This is a genomic window from Cupriavidus sp. 86D6, from assembly GCF_057815095.1.
On the sequence record NZ_JBYPSB010000001.1, the window covers coordinates 812,904 to 831,328 of the forward strand.

General features: G+C 65.9%; 15 protein-coding genes. 14 read left to right on the forward strand and 1 reads right to left on the reverse strand.

What is annotated here, in order from left to right:
* The first annotated feature begins 143 nt into the window (after positions 1-143).
* From AC3G88_RS03790 to AC3G88_RS03845, 12 genes are all read left to right on the forward strand, one after another.
* Positions 144-2,519, forward strand: a complete 2,376-nt coding sequence (locus tag AC3G88_RS03790; protein WP_488770403.1) for a bifunctional salicylyl-CoA 5-hydroxylase/oxidoreductase — start codon at positions 144-146, stop codon at positions 2,517-2,519.
* Positions 2,520-2,521: 2 nt separating this feature from the next.
* Entirely contained in the window at positions 2,522-3,316 is a 795-nt protein-coding gene (locus AC3G88_RS03795) for an SDR family NAD(P)-dependent oxidoreductase (protein WP_488770402.1), read from the forward strand.
* A 91-nt stretch (positions 3,317-3,407) separates the two neighbouring features.
* Entirely contained in the window at positions 3,408-4,259 is an 852-nt protein-coding gene (locus AC3G88_RS03800) for an enoyl-CoA hydratase family protein (protein WP_488770401.1), read from the forward strand.
* 9 nt (positions 4,260-4,268) lie between these two features.
* Positions 4,269-5,441, forward strand: coding sequence for an acyl-CoA dehydrogenase family protein (locus tag AC3G88_RS03805; RefSeq protein WP_488770400.1), 1,173 nt, complete (start codon positions 4,269-4,271; stop codon positions 5,439-5,441).
* Positions 5,442-5,473: 32 nt separating this feature from the next.
* Positions 5,474-7,153 (forward strand): AMP-binding protein, encoded by a 1,680-nt coding sequence (locus tag AC3G88_RS03810; protein ID WP_488770399.1) that lies wholly within the window; start codon positions 5,474-5,476, stop codon positions 7,151-7,153.
* Between the two features lie 38 nt (positions 7,154-7,191).
* A complete protein-coding gene (locus AC3G88_RS03815; protein ID WP_153945341.1) occupies positions 7,192-7,617 on the forward strand; it encodes an acyl-CoA thioesterase in 426 nt (141 codons plus the stop codon).
* 42 nt (positions 7,618-7,659) lie between these two features.
* A complete protein-coding gene (locus AC3G88_RS03820) occupies positions 7,660-8,073 on the forward strand; it encodes a RidA family protein (protein WP_153945340.1) in 414 nt (137 codons plus the stop codon).
* 329 nt (positions 8,074-8,402) lie between these two features.
* Positions 8,403-9,551, forward strand: a complete 1,149-nt coding sequence (gene carA, locus AC3G88_RS03825; protein WP_400391276.1) for a glutamine-hydrolyzing carbamoyl-phosphate synthase small subunit — start codon at positions 8,403-8,405, stop codon at positions 9,549-9,551.
* Between the two features lie 47 nt (positions 9,552-9,598).
* The gene (gene leuE, locus AC3G88_RS03830) at positions 9,599-10,276 is read left to right on the forward strand and encodes a leucine efflux protein LeuE (protein ID WP_488770398.1); all 678 of its coding nucleotides are present in this window, start codon (positions 9,599-9,601) and stop codon (positions 10,274-10,276) included.
* A gap of 68 nt (positions 10,277-10,344) precedes the next feature.
* Positions 10,345-13,593 (forward strand): carbamoyl-phosphate synthase large subunit, encoded by a 3,249-nt coding sequence (gene carB, locus AC3G88_RS03835; protein ID WP_488770397.1) that lies wholly within the window; start codon positions 10,345-10,347, stop codon positions 13,591-13,593.
* A 245-nt stretch (positions 13,594-13,838) separates the two neighbouring features.
* The gene (gene greA / locus AC3G88_RS03840) at positions 13,839-14,315 is read left to right on the forward strand and encodes a transcription elongation factor GreA (protein WP_092594162.1); all 477 of its coding nucleotides are present in this window, start codon (positions 13,839-13,841) and stop codon (positions 14,313-14,315) included.
* A 15-nt stretch (positions 14,316-14,330) separates the two neighbouring features.
* Positions 14,331-14,834, forward strand: coding sequence for a DUF4149 domain-containing protein (locus AC3G88_RS03845; RefSeq protein ID WP_249641092.1), 504 nt, complete (start codon positions 14,331-14,333; stop codon positions 14,832-14,834).
* Positions 14,835-14,942: 108 nt separating this feature from the next.
* Here the strand turns inward: AC3G88_RS03845 and AC3G88_RS03850 are convergent, their stop codons facing one another.
* Positions 14,943-15,446: a YhbY family RNA-binding protein gene (locus AC3G88_RS03850; RefSeq protein WP_092594160.1), complete on the reverse strand. Its 504-nt coding sequence runs from the start codon at positions 15,444-15,446 to the stop codon at positions 14,943-14,945.
* Between the two features lie 160 nt (positions 15,447-15,606).
* Here AC3G88_RS03850 and AC3G88_RS03855 point away from each other — a divergent pair, with 160 nt between their 5' ends.
* Both AC3G88_RS03855 and ftsH read left to right on the forward strand, forming a co-directional pair.
* Positions 15,607-16,278: an RlmE family RNA methyltransferase gene (locus tag AC3G88_RS03855; RefSeq protein WP_153945337.1), complete on the forward strand. Its 672-nt coding sequence runs from the start codon at positions 15,607-15,609 to the stop codon at positions 16,276-16,278.
* 198 nt (positions 16,279-16,476) lie between these two features.
* Positions 16,477-18,378: an ATP-dependent zinc metalloprotease FtsH gene (gene ftsH / locus AC3G88_RS03860; RefSeq protein ID WP_092594158.1), complete on the forward strand. Its 1,902-nt coding sequence runs from the start codon at positions 16,477-16,479 to the stop codon at positions 18,376-18,378.
* Positions 18,379-18,425: the final 47 nt, after the last annotated feature.

Genomic DNA, 18,425 nt, shown 5'->3' on the forward strand with positions numbered 1-18,425 from the left:
GGGGCCTGATCCGACCTCCGACGCGTCCTGAAATTCTGCTTGCCAGCCATCGTCAGGCGCCCTAATATTTTAAGCATAAAATATTTAACCCTGATGTAGAGCGCCATGGGCCCCGATGCCGGCGGCGTGCAGGAGACTGACAGATGCGAGTGCTCTGTATTGGTGGCGGCCCGGCAGGGTTGTACTTCGGGCTGCTGATGAAGCTGCAGGACCCGGCCAACGAGGTGGTGGTGGTCGAGCGCAACCGGCCGTACGACACGTTCGGTTGGGGCGTGGTGTTTTCCGACGCCACGCTGGAAAACCTGAAGCAGGCCGATCCGGTCAGCGCGGCCGAAATCAACGCGGCGTTCAATCACTGGGACGATATCGACATCCATATCGGCGGGCGCACCATCCGCTCGGGCGGGCACGGGTTCATCGGCATTGGCCGCAAACGCCTGCTCAACATCCTGCAGGCCCGCTGCGAGGCGCTGGGCGTGAAGCTGGTGTTCGAGACCGACGCCACTGACGACCAGGCGCTGGCCCGGCAGTACAACGCCGACCTGGTGATTGCGTCCGATGGCATCAACAGCCGCATCCGCACCCGCTACGCCGAGACCTTCGCGCCCGATATCGACACGCGCCAGTGCCGCTTTGTCTGGCTGGGCACCCACAAGCTGTTCGACGCGTTCACGTTTGCGTTCGAGAAGACCGAGCATGGCTGGTTCCAGGCCCATGCCTACCGCTTCGATGACGACACATCGACGTTCATCGTCGAAGCCCCGGAGCCCGTGTGGCGCGCCGCCGGCATCGAACAGATGAGCCAGGAAGAGGGCGTGGCATTCTGCGAACGGCTCTTCGCCCGCCATCTGGACGGCCACCGGCTCATCAGCAATGCCACGCACCTGCGCGGCTCGGCCAACTGGATCCGCTTCCCGCGCGTGATCTGCCACCGCTGGGTGCACTGGAACACGCTGGCCGACGGCCGCCGCGTGCCGGTGGTGCTGATGGGCGATGCCGCGCACACCGCGCATTTCTCGATCGGCTCAGGCACCAAGCTGGCGCTGGAAGACGCAATCGACCTGGCCAACGAGATCGGCGCGCAGCGCGCCGCCGGCGTGGATGGGGTGCCCGAGGCGCTGACGCGCTACGAGGCCACGCGCAGCGTGGAGGTGCTGAAGATCCAGAACGCCGCGCGCAATTCCACCGAATGGTTCGAGAATGTCGAACGCTACGCGGGCATGGCGCCCGAGCAGTTCGCCTATTCGCTGCTGACGCGTTCGCAGCGGATTTCGCACGAGAACCTGCGCGTGCGCGATGCCGGCTACGTCGCCGGGTTCGAGCAATGGCTGGCCGCCCAGGCCGGCGTGCCACCGGAAACGCTGAAGCTGCGCGCCGCCGCCGGCGACGCGGGCCTGCCGCCGATGTTCACGCCGTTCACGGTGCGCGGCGTCACGCTGAAGAACCGCGTGGTGGTGAGCCCGATGGCGATGTATTCGTCGGTGGACGGCGTGCCGGGCGATTTCCACCTGGTGCATCTGGGCTCGCGCGCCATGGGCGGCGCCGGCATGGTGGTGGCCGAGATGACCTGCGTGTCGCCCGATGCGCGTATCACGCCGGGCTGCCCAGGGCTGTGGAACGACGCCCAGCGCGATGCCTGGAAGCGCATCGTCGATTTCGTACACGCCAACAGCGACGCCCGCATCGCCATGCAGCTGGGTCATGCCGGCCGCAAGGGCTCGACGCAGCTGGGCTGGGAGAAGATGGACTACCCGCTGGCCGAGGGCAACTGGCCGCTGGAATCGGCATCGGCGCTGCCCTACCTGCCGGGCGTGTCGCAGGTGCCGCGCGAGATGACCCGCGCCGACATGGATCGCGTGCGCGACGACTTCGTGGCCAATGCCCGCCGCGCGGCGGAGGCCGGCTTCGACTGGCTGGAACTGCACTGCGCGCACGGTTATCTGCTGTCGAGCTTTATCTCGCCGCTGACCAATGTACGTACCGACGGCTACGGCGGCTCGCTGACCAACCGGCTGCGCTTTCCGCTGGAGGTCTTTGCCGCGGTGCGCGCCGTCTGGCCGCAGGACAAGCCGATGTCGGTGCGGATTTCGGCGCACGACTGGGTCGAAGGCGGCATCACGGCCGACGATGCCGTGGAAATCGCGCGCGCCTTCAAGGCGGCCGGCGCCGACATGATCGACTGTTCGTCCGGCCAGGTCAGCCCCGACCAGACCCCGGTCTATGGCCGGATGTACCAGACGCCGTTCGCCGACCGCATCCGCAACGAGGCCGGCATTCCGACGATTGCCGTCGGCGCCATCTTCGAGGCCGACCACGTGGACAGCATCGTGGCGGCGGGCCGCGCCGACCTGTGCGCGATTGCCCGCCCGCACCTGGCCGATCCGGCCTGGACGCTGCACGAAGCCGCACGGCTGGGCTTCCGCGACATCACCTGGCCCAGGCAATACGTGGCCGGCAAGCGGCAGCTCGAAACCAACCTGGCGCGGGCAGCTTCGTACGCGCAGCAAGCGGGGAAGTGATCATGGCGATGGCGTTGCAGGGCCACCATGCGCTGGTTACCGGCGGCGGACGCGGCATTGGCGCGGCGATTGCCCGCCGGCTGCTGGAAGAGGGCGCGAGCGTGACGCTGGTGGGCCGCGACTGCACGGTGCTGGACGCGGCCATGCAGGCGCTCGAGCCGCTGGCCGTCGATGGCGCGGCGCTGGGCATGGCGGCGGCCGACATCACCGATGCCGACGAGGTGGCCGGTGCCTTTGCCCAGGCCGCCAGCGAACGCGGCCCGATCACGGTGCTGATCAACAACGCGGGCCAGGCCCATAGCGCACCGTTCGCCAGGACCGACCTGGCGCTGTGGCAGCGCATGCTCGACGTGAACCTGACCGGCACCTTCCTGTGTACGCAAGCGGCGCTGCCCGCGATGCTGGAGCAGGGCTGGGGCCGCATCGTCAACGTGGCGAGCACGGCCGGGCTGATCGGCTACGGCTACGTCAGCGCCTACTGCGCGGCCAAGCACGGCGTGATCGGCCTGACCCGCGCGCTGGCACTGGAGCTGGCGCCGAAGGGCATCACCGTGAACGCGGTGTGCCCGGGCTATACCGAGACCGACATCGTGCGCGATGCGGTGTCCAATATCGTCGACAAGACCGGCCGCACGGAAGAACAGGCGCGCGCCGAGCTGGCCGCGCGCAATCCGCAGCGCCGGCTGGTGCAGCCCGACGAGGTGGCCGATGCCGTGGCGTGGCTGTGCCGTCCATCGGCATCCGCCATCACCGGGCAGGCCGTGCCGGTGGCGGGCGGCGAGGTGATGGTGGGGTGAAGTACCGGGGTGTTACGCCCCGCTTCCACGTCGCGGCAGCAGGGCGGCAACCAAACCAAATGCAGGTCAAGAATCCAAAGCGAGACAAACGATGAGCGATGTAGCACTGGACATGCGCCACCACAAGCGCACCTTTGCCGACTACCAGCCGAAGCACTTCCTGTGGTCGGTGTCGGCCGACGGCAAGGTGGCCACGATCACGCTGAACCGGCCGGAGCGCAAGAATCCGCTGACGTTCGATTCCTACGCCGAGCTGCGCGACCTGTTCCGCGCGCTGTGCTATGCCAAGGACATCAAGGCCGTGGTGATAACCGGCGCGGGCGGCAACTATTGCTCGGGCGGCGACGTGCACGAGATCATCGGGCCGCTGACGCGCATGTCAATGCCCGAACTGCTCGACTTCACGCGCATGACGGGCGACCTGGTCAAGGCCATGCGCGCCTGCCCGCAGCCGGTGATCAGTGCGATCGACGGCATCTGCGCCGGCGCCGGCGCCATGATGGCGCTGGCATCCGATATGCGGCTGGGAACGGCGCAGGCCAAAACGGCTTTCCTGTTCGTCCGCGTGGGCCTGGCCGGGGCGGACATGGGCGCCTGCACGCTGCTGCCGCGCATGATCGGGCAGGGCCGGGCCAGCGAACTGCTCTACACGGGCCGCGCGATGACGGCCGACGAAGGCCTGCAGTGGGGCTTTTTCAATGCGCTGCATGCCTCGGAATCCGTGCTGGCCGAGGCGCAGGCGCTGGCCGCCCAGATCGCGGCGGGCCCCACCTTCGCGCACGGCGTGACCAAGAAGCTGCTGCACCAGGAGTGGAATATGGGCGTGGACGAGGCCATCGAGGCCGAGGCCGAAGCCCAGGCCATCTGCATGCAGACGCGCGACTTCCGGCGTGCCTACGATGCATTCGTGGCGAAGCAGAAGCCCGTCTTCGAAGGCGATTGAGGAGCCGGCATGAGCGACAAGACCTATCTCGACCTGCCGTTCTTCGACGACGCGCATCGCCAGCTGGAACGCGAGCTGGACGGCTGGTGCGGCCAGCACCTGCGCGATATCGACCATCACGACGCCGATGCTGCATGCCGGGGGCTGGTGCGCCAGCTGGGCCAGGCGGGCTGGCTGCGCTACTGCGTGCCGGCGGCCTTTGGCGGCGCGCTGCCGGCGCTGGATTCACGCGCGCTGTGCCTGCTGCGCGAAACGCTGGCGCGTCACGACGGCCTGGCCGACTTCGCCTTCGCCATGCAGGGGCTGGGCTCCGGTGCGATCACGCTGGCCGGCAGCGACGCCGTGCGCGAACGCTACCTGCCGCGCGTGGCCCGGGGCGAGGCGATTGCGGCCTTTGCGCTGTCGGAGCCCGAGGCCGGCTCAGATGTAGCGGCGATGCAGTGCAGCGCGCGGCTGTCCGACGATGGCAGCCACTACGTGCTGGACGGCGCCAAGACCTGGATCTCGAATGGCGGCATCGCCGACTTCTACTGCGTCTTCGCCCGAACCGGCGAAGCGCCGGGCGCGCGCGGCATCACGGCCTTCGTGGTCGATGCCGATACGCCGGGCCTGTCGATTGCCGAGCGGATCGACGTCATCGCGCCGCATCCGCTGGCCACGCTGCGCTTCGATCACTGCCGCGTGCCGGTGGGCAACCGGCTGGGCGAGGCGGGGCAGGGCTTCAAGGTGGCGATGATGACGCTGGACATCTTCCGCGCGTCGGTGGCGGCGGCTGCGCTGGGCTTTGGCCGCGCCGCGCTGGACGACGCGCTGGCGCGCGCCACGTCGCGGCCGATGTTCGGCGGCGTGCTGGCCGACCTGCAGCTGACGCAGGCCGCGATTGGCGAGATGGCCACGGCCATCGACTCGGCCGCGCTGCTGACCTACCGTGCCGCCTGGCTGCGTGACGTGCGCCAGCAGCGCACCACGCGCGAGGCGGCCATGGCCAAGATGGTGGCCACCGAGCACGCGCAGCAGGTGATCGACCGCGCCGTGCAGATCTTTGGCGGCCTGGGCGTCAAGGCGGGCACGCGTGTGGAACGCCTGTACCGCGAGATCCGCTCGCTGCGTATTTACGAAGGCGCCACCGAGGTGCAGAAGCTGATCATCGCGCGCGAGACCCTGGCTGCGCGCCCGGCCTGACGCATCGCATCCGAATCGAACAGGAGACAAGCATGGTCGCCCCCACCATCGTCCCGAATGCCGCCACGGCGCACGTCGACACCTTCGCCCGCGATCGCCTGCCGCCGCCGGATACGTGGCCGGTATTCCAGTTCAACGACGACACGCGCTACCCGGCGCGGCTCAACGCGGCCGTGGAGTTGGTGGACCGCCATGTGTCCGACGGCAATGGCCAGCGCGTGGCGGTGCGCCATGAGCGCGACGGGCGCATCGAAACGGTGACTTACGCGCAACTGTCCGCGCTGGTCAGCCGCATCGCCCATGTGCTGGTGGAGGATATGAAGCTGGTGCCGGGCAACCGCGTGCTGCTGCGCGGGCCGAACAACCTGATGATGGCGGCCAGCTGGCTGGCCACGGTCAAGGCGGGCCTGATCGCAGTGCCGACGATGCCGCTGCTGCGCGCCAAGGAACTGCGCCAGATCATCGACAAGGCGCAGGTCACGGCCGCGCTGTGCGACGCCCGCCTGCGCGACGAACTCGACGCCAACCAGCGCGCCGACGGCGAGCACTTCTGCCCGACGCTGACCACGGTACGGTACTTCAACGGCACCGGCCCGGGGTCGCTGGAAGCCGCGATGGACGGCAAGCCGGATACGTTTGCCGCCTGCGACACCGCCACCGACGACATCTGCCTGATCGCCTTCACCAGCGGTACCACGGGCCAGCCCAAGGGCACCGTGCATTTCCACCGCGATGTCTTGGCGATGTGCGACCTGTTCCCGCGCCACGTGCTGAAGCCCACGCCGGACGACGTGTTCTGCGGCACGCCGCCGATCGCGTTCACGTTCGGGCTGGGCGGCATGCTGTGTTTCCCGCTGCGCATCGGCGCCAGCACGGCGCTGGCCGAGAAGCTCACGCCCGAGACGCTGCTCAAGCTGATCCAGGACCACCGTGCCACCGTGGTGTTCACGGCCCCCACCTTCTACCGGCAGATGGCCACGCTGGCCGGGAATTTCGATATCGGCAGCCTGAAGAAGAGCGTATCGGCCGGCGAGGCGCTGCCTGACGCCACGCGCCAGGCCTGGAAGGCGGCCACCGGCATCGAGATGATCGACGGGCTGGGCGGGACCGAGATGATGCATATCTTCGTGTCCAGCGCCGGCGCCGATGTCCGGCCCGGCGCCGTGGGCCGCGTGGTGCCCGGCTACGAGGCGCGCATCGTGGACGACAACATGCAGCCGCTGCCGCCCGGCACCGTGGGCAAGCTCGCGGTGCGCGGCCCGACCGGCTGCCGCTATCTCGACGACCCGCGCCAGGAAGTCTATGTGCGCGAAGGCTGGAACCTGCCCGGCGATACCTTCATGGCCGACGAGGACGGCTACTACTTCTACCAGGCCCGCTCGGACGACATGATCATCTCGGCCGGCTACAACATCGCCGGCCCCGAGGTGGAGGGCACGCTGATGAAGCACGCATTCGTGGCCGAGTGCGGCGTGGTGGGCGCGGCCGACGCCGAGCGCGGCCAGGTGGTGACGGCCTACGTGGTGCTGCGCCCCGGCGTGGCGGCCGACGCGGCCACGTGTGCCGCCCTGCAGGACTACTGCAAGCGCGAGATCGCGCCCTACAAGTATCCGCGCCGCATCGAGTTCGTGGCCGCGCTGCCGCGCACCGAGACGGGCAAGCTGCAACGCTTCCGGCTGCGGCAAATGGCCAACGAGGGCGGACGGCCGTGAGCGAACCGTCACAAGGGAGCCGTCATGAGGGAGCCGTCATGAGCGAGGTATTCCGCAACCACGTGCGCATCCGCTTCAAGCATTGCGACGCCGCCGGCATCGTGTTCTATCCGCGCTACTTCGAGATGCTGAACGACTTGATCGAAGACTGGTTCGCCGAGGCGCTGGACTGGCCGTTCGACGCCATGCACGGGGCGGCGCACGCGGGCATTCCGACGGCCGAGTTGCAGTGCCGCTTCGAGGCGCCGAGCCGCCTGGGCGAACTGCTCACGCGCGAACTGCGTGTGACACACATCGGCCGCAGCAGCTTTGCGGTGCAGATCCGCTTTGCCGGCCCGGATGGCGACACGCGCATGGCCATCACCCAGCGCCTGGTCTGCGTGGACACGCGCCAGATGGCCCCGCAGCCGCTGCCTGACCCCGTGCGCACCGCGATGGGGCGCTTCCTGGCGCCCGCCGCGTAAGCCAGAACAAACCAGACGATGGCAACACCGAAAGGACCCAACATGCTGAAGACATTGCAACCGCCCGACTGGGCAGCGCCGAAGGGCTACGCCAACGGCATCCTGGCCGACATGCAGGTGGGCAGCCGCCTGATATTCGTGGGCGGCCAGATTGGCTGGAACGGCCAGTGCGAATTCGAGACCGACGACTTCGCGCTGCAGGTGGCGCAGGCGCTGCGCAATATCGTGGCGGTGCTGGAGCAGGGCGGGGCGCGGCCCGAGCACATCGCGCGCATGACCTGGTACGTGAAGGACAAGGCCGAATACGTGGGCGCCTACAAGGCCATCGGCCAGCACTATCGCGATATCGTGGGCCGGCATTTTCCGGCCATGACGGCCGTCGAAGTGGCCGACCTGGTGGAGCCGCGGGCCAAGGTGGAAATCGAAGTCACGGCGGTGGTGCCGCCGGCGGCGTAAATCCCGCGCGATGCCGGCGGAGCGCGGTGGTGCGGCCGTCTGGCATGCCGATGGCCGGTAAGCCGGCGGCCGCGTCTGTCCATCGTAAGTTGTTGAATACTTGAGAAATTGGGTACGGCGGGATATAATCCGAAAGTTTCGCTTTCAGAACCCTTCACCCTAGCGCCTACCGTATTCCACCTTCCGCCGCCCCGCTTGCGCGCGTTTTTCATGCACTGCAAAAATGTGATGAAAAAGCCATGCGCCAGCCGGTCCCTTTGTTGGGCCGCCTACGGGGCACGAGGCGTTGAGCAGGTCGGTCACGGGGTGAGTCCAGCAGGAGCCTACCCGTGTTACCGTCTTTTCCGTCCGCCATCCTCGCGCTTGCAGACGGCACGGTCTTTCGTGGCTATTCCATCGGCGCTTCCGGCCATACGATCGGCGAAGTGGTGTTCAACACCGCCATCACCGGTTATCAGGAAATCCTCACCGACCCCAGCTATTCCCGGCAGATCGTCACGCTGACGTATCCGCATATCGGCAATTACGGCGTCAATCCTGAGGATGTAGAAGCCACGAAAGTCCATGCCGCCGGCCTGATCATCAAGGATCTGCCGCTTCTGGCCTCCAACTTCCGCAAGGAACACACGCTCGCCCACTACCTGAAGCAGGAAAAGGTCGTGGCGATTGCCGGTATCGACACCCGCAAGCTGACCCGTATCCTCCGCGAGAAGGGCGCCCAGAACGGCTGCATCCTGGCGGGCGAGGACAACGTGCAGAAGGCCATCGACCTGGCGCGCTCGTTCCCGGGCCTGTCGGGCATGGACCTGGCCAAGGTGGTGTCGGTCAAGGAACCGTACGCGTGGACCCAGACCGAATGGAAGCTGGGCGAAGGCTATGGCAAGCAGGACAAGCCGCAGTTCCACGTGGTGGCCTATGACTACGGCGTCAAGTTCAACATCCTGCGCATGCTGGCCGAGCGCGGCTGCAAGGTGACGGTGCTGCCGGCGCAGGCCAGCGCGGCCGACGCCCTGGCGCTGAATCCGGACGGTATCTTCCTGTCGAACGGCCCCGGCGACCCCGAGCCGTGCGACTACGCCATCGCCGCCACGCGCGAGTTCATCGCCCGCGGCATCCCTACGTTCGGCATCTGCCTGGGTCACCAGATCATGGCGCTGGCCGTGGGCGCGAAGACGCTCAAGATGAGCACGGGTCACCATGGCGCCAACCATCCGGTCAAGGATCACGACGATGGCCGTGTGGTGATTACGTCTCAAAACCATGGCTTTGCCGTGGATGCGGCGACGCTGCCGGCCAATGCGCGTGTCACGCACACGTCGCTGTTCGACGGCACGCTGCAGGGCTTCGCACTGACCGACAAGCCTGCTTTCTGCTTCCAGGGTCACCCCGAAGCGTCGCCGGGTCCGCATGACATCGCGTACCTGTTCGACCGCTTCACGAAGCTGATGCAGGACGCCCGCGCCAAGGCTGCCGCCTGACGCGGCGCGTTGGATGCAACGAGAGACCTGAACGGAATCCACCTGCCATGACCGCTTTCATGCACGCCAGCTTCGGCATCACCGATTTCTGGACCTATGTGCTCGGCACGATCTTCATCGTGCTGCTGCCCGGGCCGAACTCGATGTATGTGCTGTCGGTGGCCGCCCAGCGCGGCGTGCGTGCCGGCTACAAGGGTGCGTGCGGCGTGTTCCTCGGCGATGCCATCCTGATGGTGCTGTCGGCCGCGGGCGTGGCTTCGCTGCTCAAGGCCAGCCCGGCGCTGTTCCACGTGATCAAGTACGTGGGCGCCGGCTACCTGGGGTGGATCGGCTTCCAGATGTTGCGCGGCGCAGTGCGCAACTGGACCAGGCCGGCCGACCCCGCTGCCGCGCAGGCGGCGGCCGTGCCGGTGGACAGGTCTTCGAACCCGTTCACCAAGGCGCTGGTCATCAGCCTGCTGAACCCGAAGGCCATCCTGTTCTTCATCTCGTTCTTCATCCAGTTCGTGGATCCGCAGTTCGCGTATCCGGCGCTGTCGTTCGTGGCGCTGGGCCTGGTCTGCCAGATCTGCAGTCTTGCGTACCTGACGACGATCATCTTCGTGGGCGCGCGGCTGGCCGATGCGTTCCGACGCCGCCGGCGCCTGTCCGCGGGCATGTCGAGCGGCGTCGGCGCGATGTTCATCGGCTTCGGTGCCAAGCTGGCCACGGCCACCCTGGGCTGACGACCCAAAACCTGATATCCGGTACGGCCCGCGGGAACTTGCGGACCGGCCAATAAAGAGAGCGTGCAATGCCAAAGCGCACAGACATCAAGAGCATCCTAATCATCGGCGCAGGCCCGATCATCATCGGCCAGGCGTGCGAATTCGACTACTCCGGCGCACAGGCCTGCAAGGCGCTGCGCGAAGAGGGCTTCAAGGTCATCCTGGTCAACTCGAACCCGGCGACCATCATGACGGACCCAAACACGGCCGACGTGACGTACATCGAGCCCATCACCTGGGAAGTGGTCGAGCGCATCATCGAGAAGGAGCGCCCCGACGCCATCCTGCCGACCATGGGCGGCCAGACCGCGCTGAACTGCGCACTGGACCTGCATCGCCATGGCGTGCTGGACAAGTACAAGGTGGAGCTGATCGGCGCATCGCCGGAAGCCATCGACAAGGCCGAAGACCGCCAGAAGTTCAAGGACGCGATGACCAAGATCGGTCTCGGTTCGGCCAAGTCGGGCATCGCCCACTCGATGGACGAGGCCGTGGCCGTGCAGTCGCGCATCGCCCAGGAAACCGGCTCCACCGGCTACCCGATCGTGATCCGCCCGTCGTTCACGCTGGGCGGCACCGGCGGCGGCATCGCCTACAACCGCGAAGAGTTCGAAGAGATCTGCAAGCGCGGCCTGGACCTGTCGCCCACGCGCGAGCTGCTGATCGAGGAATCGCTGCTCGGCTGGAAGGAATACGAGATGGAAGTGGTCCGCGACAAGGCGGACAACTGCATCATCATCTGCTCGATCGAAAACCTGGACCCGATGGGCATCCACACCGGTGACTCGATCACCGTGGCCCCGGCCCAGACGCTGACCGACAAGGAATACCAGATCCTGCGTAACGCGTCGCTGGCCGTGCTGCGCGAGATCGGCGTCGACACCGGCGGTTCGAACGTGCAGTTCTCGATCAACCCGGCGGACGGCCGGATGATCGTGATCGAGATGAACCCGCGTGTGTCGCGTTCGTCGGCACTGGCCTCGAAGGCCACGGGCTTCCCGATCGCCAAGGTCGCGGCCAAGCTGGCCGTGGGCTACACGCTGGACGAGCTCAAGAACGAAATCACCGGCGGCCAGACCCCGGCGTCGTTCGAGCCGTCGATCGACTACGTGGTCACCAAGGTGCCGCGTTTCGCGTTCGAGAAGTTCCCGGCCGCCGACAGCCACCTGACCACGCAGATGAAGTCGGTCGGTGAAGTGATGGCCATGGGCCGTACGTTCCAGGAATCGTTCCAGAAGGCGCTGCGCGGCCTGGAAGTGGGCGTGGACGGCCTGGACGAGAAGTCCACCGACCGCGACGAAGTGGTCGAGGAAATCGGCGAAGCCGGCCCGGACCGTATCTGGTACGTGGGCGACGCGTTCCGCCTGGGCATGTCGCTGGAAGAAGTGCACGCCGAGACCGATATCGATCCGTGGTTCCTGGCCCAGATCGAAGACATCGTCAAGACCGAAGGCCTGGTGCGCAACCGCACGCTGGAAAGCCTGTCGGCCGCCGAACTGCGCTTCCTGAAGCAGAAGGGCTTCTCGGACCGCCGCCTGGCCCGCCTGCTGAAGACCGACGCCAAGGCCGTGCGCGAGGCGCGCGTGGCGCAGAACGTGCGCCCGGTCTACAAGCGCGTGGACACCTGCGCGGCCGAGTTCGCCACCAACACGGCTTACATGTACGGCACGTATGAAGCCGAGCATGGCGAGTGCGAAGCGGAACCGACCGCCAACAAGAAGATCATGGTGCTGGGCGGTGGCCCGAACCGGATCGGCCAGGGTATCGAGTTCGACTACTGCTGCGTGCACGCCGCGCTGGCGCTGCGCGAAGACGGGTACGAGACCATCATGGTCAACTGCAACCCGGAAACCGTGTCGACCGACTATGACACGTCGGACCGCCTGTACTTCGAGCCGCTGACGCTGGAAGACGTGCTGGAAATCGTCGACAAGGAAAAGCCGGTCGGCGTGATCGTCCAGTATGGCGGCCAGACCCCGCTGAAGCTGGCGCTGGACCTGGAAGCCAACGGCGTGCCCATCATCGGCACGAGCCCGGACATGATCGACGCCGCGGAAGACCGCGAGCGTTTCCAGAAGCTGCTGCAGGACCTGGGCCTGCGCCAGCCGCCGAACCGCACGGCGCGCGCCGAGGACGAAGCCCTGCGCCTGGCCGAAGAAATCGGTTATCCGCTGGTGGTGCGCCCGTCGTACGTGCTGGGCGGCCGCGCGATGGAAATCGTGCATGAGCCGCGCGACCTGGAACGCTACATGCGCGAGGCCGTGAAGGTCTCGAACGATTCGCCGGTGCTGTTGGACCGCTTCCTGAACGACGCGATCGAGTGCGACGTCGACGCCCTGTGCGACGGCCAGCGCGTGTTTATCGGCGGCGTGATGGAGCACATCGAGCAGGCTGGCGTGCACTCGGGCGATTCAGCCTGCTCGCTGCCGCCGTACTCGCTGTCGCAGGCAACGGTCGACGAACTCAAGCGCCAGACCGCCGCCATGGCGAAGGCGCTGAACGTGGTCGGCCTGATGAACGTGCAGTTCGCGATCCAGCAGAAGAACGGCGAAGACGTCGTCTACGTGCTGGAAGTGAACCCGCGTGCGTCGCGTACGGTGCCGTACGTGTCGAAGGCCACCGGCCTGTCGCTGGCCAAGATCGCCGCGCGCTGCATGGCGGGCCAGTCGCTGGATTCGCAGGGTATCGGCGCCGAAGTGGTGCCGCCGTACTTCAGCGTCAAGGAGGCCGTGTTCCCGTTCAACAAGTTCCCGGGCGTGGATCCGGTCCTCGGACCTGAAATGCGTTCCACCGGCGAAGTGATGGGCGTGGGCAAGGTGTTCGGCGAAGCCCTGTTCAAGAGCCAGCTGGCGGCCGGTTCGCGCCTGCCCGAAAAGGGCACCGTGCTGATTACGGTGAAGGACAGCGACAAGCCGCGCGCCGTCACCGTGGCCCGCATGCTGCACGACCTGGGTTACCCGATCGTTGCCACGCGCGGCACGGCTTCGGCCATCGAGGCCGCCGGCATTCCGGTCCGCGTGGTCAACAAGGTCAAGGACGGCCGTCCGCACATCGTGGACATGATCAAGAACGGCGAACTGGCCCTGGTCTTCACGACCGTGGACGAGACGCGCACGGCCATTGCCGATTCGCGCTCGATCCGGATCGCCGCGCTGGCCAACCGCGTGCCGTACTACACCACCATCGCCGGCGCCAACGCCGCCGTGGAAGGCCTGAAGCACATGCAAAGCCTGGAGGTCTACGACCTGCAGGGCCTGCACAAGCAACTGGCCTGATCCAGGCCCGTCAGTGCCGCCAATGCTGCGGTGCGGGGGGAATACCCCGTGCCGCGGCACTGCCGCCGGGTTGAAACCGGCGGCAGTTCTGGCCTAAACTACGTCGAATTCGCTGATCGATCCGCACCCCGGTGCCGGTTCGATCCCATCTGAAAGCCGCGGTCGAGCGGAAGTGCTGACCGGCAGAATCGCTGCCGGAGCATGGTTCCAGCTCCGCTGCGGCTCATTTTTTTGTTGAACGAGACATGAGCACCATTCCGATTACCAAGCGTGGCGCTGAACTCCTGAAGGAAGAGCTGCAGCGCCTCAAGGCCGTCGAACGTCCCGCGGTGATCAACGCCATCTCCGAGGCGCGTGCCCAGGGCGACCTGTCGGAAAACGCCGAATACGACGCCGCCAAGGAAAAGCAGGCCTTCATCGAAGGCCGTATCCAGGAGGTGGAGGCCAAGCTGTCCGCCGCCCAGGTTATCGACCCGACCCAGCTCGACACCGACGGCCGCATCGTCTTCGGCGCCACCGTGGACCTGGAAGACCTGGAATCGGGCAAGGCCGTGAGCTACCAGATCGTCGGCGACGACGAAGCCGACCTCGACAGCGGCAAGATTTCGGTCAGTTCCCCGATTGCACGCGCCCTGATCGGCAAGTTCGAGGGCGATGTCGCCACCGTGCTGGCCCCGGGCGGCGAACGCGAATACGAAGTCATCACCGTCCGTTACATCTGACGCGGCGGGGCACGGGTGTTCTCGTCTTCGTACTCGAATCTGCCGCCACTGCCGCACCGCATCTTCCTGCTGCTGACCGTGGTCTGGGCAGGCAGCTTGTGGACGGTGGGCTACATGGTGGCGCCCACGCTGTTCGCCGTGCTGCCCAGCCGCGAGACGGCGGGCATGATTGCCGGGCACCTGTTCCGCTATGAGGCGATCCTCGGGGTCACCGTCGGCGTGCTGCAACTGGTGCTGTGCAATGTGCTGATCCGCCGGGGCGCCGCGCGTTACCGCGCGCTGCGCTGGATCGTGCTGGCCATGCTGGTGTGCGTGCTGGCGGGCTATTTCGGCCTGCAGCCGTTCATGGAAGGGCTCAAGGTCAAGGCGCAGGCGATGAACCTGGGCGTGTCCGACTCGCCGTACAAGAGCCAGTTCGGCATGCTGCATGGCGTGTCGAGCGTGTTCTACCTGCTGCAAAGCCTGCTGGCGCTGGTGCTGGTGTGGCGGGCCAGTGCGCCACGCGGGGCGGGAGAGTAAGGCAGCGAGAACGTCCCGCGCGTTTCGGGGAATGAAAAAGGCGGCCATGGCCGCCTTTCTTGCTGTGTCAGGGAACCGATTGACCCGTGGCCAATCTGATTCTGCCGGTCAGCCCAGCGACTTCTTTTTCTGGCTGGTGGGCCGTGCGCGGGCTCGCTTGACGTTGCCAGCCTGCGTCACACGTTCATTGCCGAGCACCTTGACGGCGGTGCGGGGCGCGCGGCGCTGGGTCGAGCCGGTGGCCTTGCGGACCATGACGGTACGCGGCGCGGCGCCGGTACCGAGGCGACGGCGGGCAGCGCCCATGTCGTCCGGCTGGTTTTCCTTGAGGCGGGCAGGGCCCGGACGCCAGATGACGAGCAGCTTGCCGATATGCTGGATCGGCGCGGCGTCCAGTTCGTCGCAAATGGCGTCGTAAATGGCGATGCGCGTATCGCGTTCGTCACCGAATACCCGGATCTTGATCAGGTCGTGTGCCGCGAGGCTGCGGTCGATTTCGGCCAGGACGGCGGGGGTCAGGCCTTCCGCGCCGATCATGACCACGGGATTGAGGCCGTGGGCGCGCGAGCGCAGTTCGGAACGTTGGGCGGAGATCAGTTGTAGAGCGGGCATTGGAGCAGCAAATTTCGGATTGGCGCGTATTATCCGTCAACCCTGCAAAAAAAGGTCGCCGGCAGGCGGCAAAGATCACCAAATCGGGAGAAATACTGCGTCTCGGCCCTGAATTGTGGCCGTGCAGCCGGATTTTCCCGCCAGAAGGCAAGTCTCATTAATGGCCAAGGGCAAGAACAAGTTCAACCAGTCGTGGCTTCACGACCACATTAACGATCCCTATGTGAAGCTGGCGCAGCGGGAGGGCTATCGCGCCCGTGCGGCCTACAAGCTCAAGGAGATCGACGACCAGGACAAGCTGATCCAGCCCGGCTCGGTCATTGTCGACCTGGGCGCCGCGCCGGGCAGCTGGAGCCAGTATGCCCGCAACAAGCTGGCGGCGTCGCCCCGTGCACGGGACGGCAAGCCGGACGGTGCCGTGGTGGCCATCGATATCCTGCCGATGGAGCCCGTGGCCGATGTGACATTCATCCAGGGTGATTTCCGGGAGGAGGAAGTGTTCCGGGAACTCGAAAAGGTGGTGCTGGAGGCGTCCGGCGGGTCGAGAATCGACCTTGTTATCTCGGACATGGCCCCCAATTTGTCCGGTGTGGCGTCGGCGGATTCCGCGCGGATCGAGTATTTGTGTGATCTGGCGCTGGAATTTGCGCAGGCTCACCTGAAGCCCGAGGGGTCGTTGCTGGTCAAGTGTTTTCACGGGTCCGGCTACAGCCAGATCGTTGAGAAGTTCAAGCGTCAGTTCAAGGTTGTCGCCAAGCGCAAGCCCAAGGCGTCGCGCGACAAGTCTTCAGAAACCTTTATTCTTGGGCGTTACCTGAAATCAGTGGACTGACAGGATGCATGACGGTGTGCGGCCACCCCCACGAAAGCAGGGGTATCCGGGTTTGTGCCGGGCATTGTCCCGCTTGCCCGGATTGGACGGCTCGGGCACTATCAGGCTCATAGAATCAGATTTCCCTGTGGGGACGGGCGCTGCATTACAATGCAATGCAGCTATCCGTTGGCAAGGCAATTGCAAAGGAGTTCGGCCTTGAATAACAACCTGTTTCAAAAGGCGGCAATCTGGCTCGTGATCGCGCTGGTATTGTTCACCGTCTTCAAGCAGTTCGACAAACCACGCGCCCAGGACGGTGTCACCTATTCGCAGTTCATGGATGACGCCAAGAACGGCAAGGTGTCGCGCGTGGACGTGCAGGGCCGTAACCTGGTGGTCTCCCCGAAGGAAGGCGCCAAGTACACCATCATCTCGCCGGGTGATATCTGGATGGTCGGCGACCTGATGAAGTACGGCGTCCAGGTGACCGGCAAGGCCGATGACGAGCCGAACGTACTGGTCCAGGCGTTGTACTACCTGGGACCGACGTTGCTGATCATCGTCTTCTGGTTCTACATGATGCGGCAGATGCAGGGCGGCGGGAAAGGCGGTGCCTTCTCGTTCGGCAAGTCCCGTGCGCGGCTGATCGACGAGAACCAGAACGCGGTGACCTTCGCCGATGTGGCCGGTTGCGACGAGTCCAAGGAGGAAGTGGTCGAACTGGTCGACTTCCTGAAGGATCCGCAGAAATTCCAGAAGCTGGGCGGCCGCATTCCGCGTGGCGTGCTGCTGGTTGGCCCGCCGGGTACCGGCAAGACGCTGCTGGCGCGTGCCATCGCCGGCGAAGCCAAGGTGCCGTTCTTCAGCATCTCGGGTTCCGACTTCGTCGAAATGTTCGTCGGCGTGGGTGCTGCCCGCGTGCGCGATATGTTCGAGAACGCCAAGAAGCAGGCACCCTGCATCGTGTTCATCGACGAAATCGACGCGGTCGGCCGCCATCGTGGCGCCGGCATGGGCGGCGGTAACGACGAGCGCGAGCAGACGCTGAACCAGATGCTGGTCGAGATGGACGGCTTCGAAGCCAACTCGGGTGTGATCGTGATCGCCGCGACCAACCGTGCCGATGTGCTGGACAAGGCACTGCTGCGTCCGGGACGTTTCGACCGTCAGGTCTACGTGGGGTTGCCGGACATCCGCGGCCGCGAGCAGATCCTGAAGGTGCATATGCGCAAGGTGCCGATTGGCAACGACGTGGATGCATCGGTCATCGCGCGGGGTACCCCGGGCTTTTCGGGTGCCGACCTGGCCAACCTGGTCAATGAGGCTGCGCTGTTCGCCGCCCGCCGCAACAAGCGCGTGGTGGACATGCAGGACTTCGAGGACGCCAAGGACAAGATCTACATGGGTCCGGAGCGCAAGTCGACGGTCATGCGCGAAGAAGAGCGCAAGGCCACGGCTTACCACGAGTCCGGCCATGCGGTGGTTGCCAAGCTGCTGCCGAAGGCCGACCCGGTCCACAAGGTCACCATCATGCCGCGTGGCTGGGCGCTGGGCGTGACCTGGCAGCTGCCGGAGCACGACAAGTATTCGAAGTACAAGGACAACATGCTTGAGGAAATTGCGATCCTGTTCGGCGGACGTGCTGCCGAAGAGGTCTTCCTCAACGCCATGAGCACCGGTGCCTCGAACGACTTCGAACGCGCCACCAAGATCGCCCGCGACATGGTGACCCGTTTCGGCATGAGCGATTCGCTGGGTGCCATGGTTTACGTGGATACCGAGCAGGACGGCATGTTCGGCAAGCTGTCGTCGAAGACCGTATCGGAAGCCACGCAGCAGAAGGTCGATCTGGAAATCCGCACCATCATCGACGAGCAATACGCGCTGGCCAAGCGCCTGCTCGAAGAGAACCGCGACAAGGTCGAAGCCATGACCAACGCGCTGATGGAGTGGGAAACGATCGACGCCGATCAGGTGAACGACATCATGGCCGGCAAGCCGCCGCGCCCGCCGCGTGGCCTGCAGGGTCCGAGCGGTGGCGGCAGCACGCCGCCGGGTGGTTCGCCCGTAGCCCCGACCAATGCGCCTGCCACGGCGCGCGTCGACGATACGGTGTAATTGGGCTGCACCGCCGCGTAACAGACCGTTTGCAACGGTTCCAAACG

Excerpts from the sequence above, each read along its gene's own strand:
- AC3G88_RS03805 (WP_488770400.1), top strand. The coding sequence starts at position 4,269 with ATGAGCGACAAGACCTATCTCGACCTGCCGTTCTTCGACGACGCGCAT.
- AC3G88_RS03795 (WP_488770402.1), top strand. The coding sequence starts at position 2,522 with ATGGCGATGGCGTTGCAGGGCCACCATGCGCTGGTTACCGGCGGCGGA.
- greA (WP_092594162.1), top strand. The coding sequence starts at position 13,839 with ATGAGCACCATTCCGATTACCAAGCGTGGCGCTGAACTCCTGAAGGAA.
- carB (WP_488770397.1), top strand. The coding sequence starts at position 10,345 with ATGCCAAAGCGCACAGACATCAAGAGCATCCTAATCATCGGCGCAGGC.
- AC3G88_RS03815 (WP_153945341.1), top strand. The coding sequence starts at position 7,192 with ATGAGCGAGGTATTCCGCAACCACGTGCGCATCCGCTTCAAGCATTGC.
- AC3G88_RS03810 (WP_488770399.1), top strand. The coding sequence starts at position 5,474 with ATGGTCGCCCCCACCATCGTCCCGAATGCCGCCACGGCGCACGTCGAC.
- AC3G88_RS03820 (WP_153945340.1), top strand. The coding sequence starts at position 7,660 with ATGCTGAAGACATTGCAACCGCCCGACTGGGCAGCGCCGAAGGGCTAC.
- AC3G88_RS03855 (WP_153945337.1), top strand. The coding sequence starts at position 15,607 with ATGGCCAAGGGCAAGAACAAGTTCAACCAGTCGTGGCTTCACGACCAC.
- AC3G88_RS03790 (WP_488770403.1), top strand. The coding sequence starts at position 144 with ATGCGAGTGCTCTGTATTGGTGGCGGCCCGGCAGGGTTGTACTTCGGG.
- AC3G88_RS03800 (WP_488770401.1), top strand. The coding sequence starts at position 3,408 with ATGAGCGATGTAGCACTGGACATGCGCCACCACAAGCGCACCTTTGCC.
- AC3G88_RS03850 (WP_092594160.1), bottom strand. The coding sequence starts at position 15,446 with ATGCCCGCTCTACAACTGATCTCCGCCCAACGTTCCGAACTGCGCTCG.
- leuE (WP_488770398.1), top strand. The coding sequence starts at position 9,599 with ATGACCGCTTTCATGCACGCCAGCTTCGGCATCACCGATTTCTGGACC.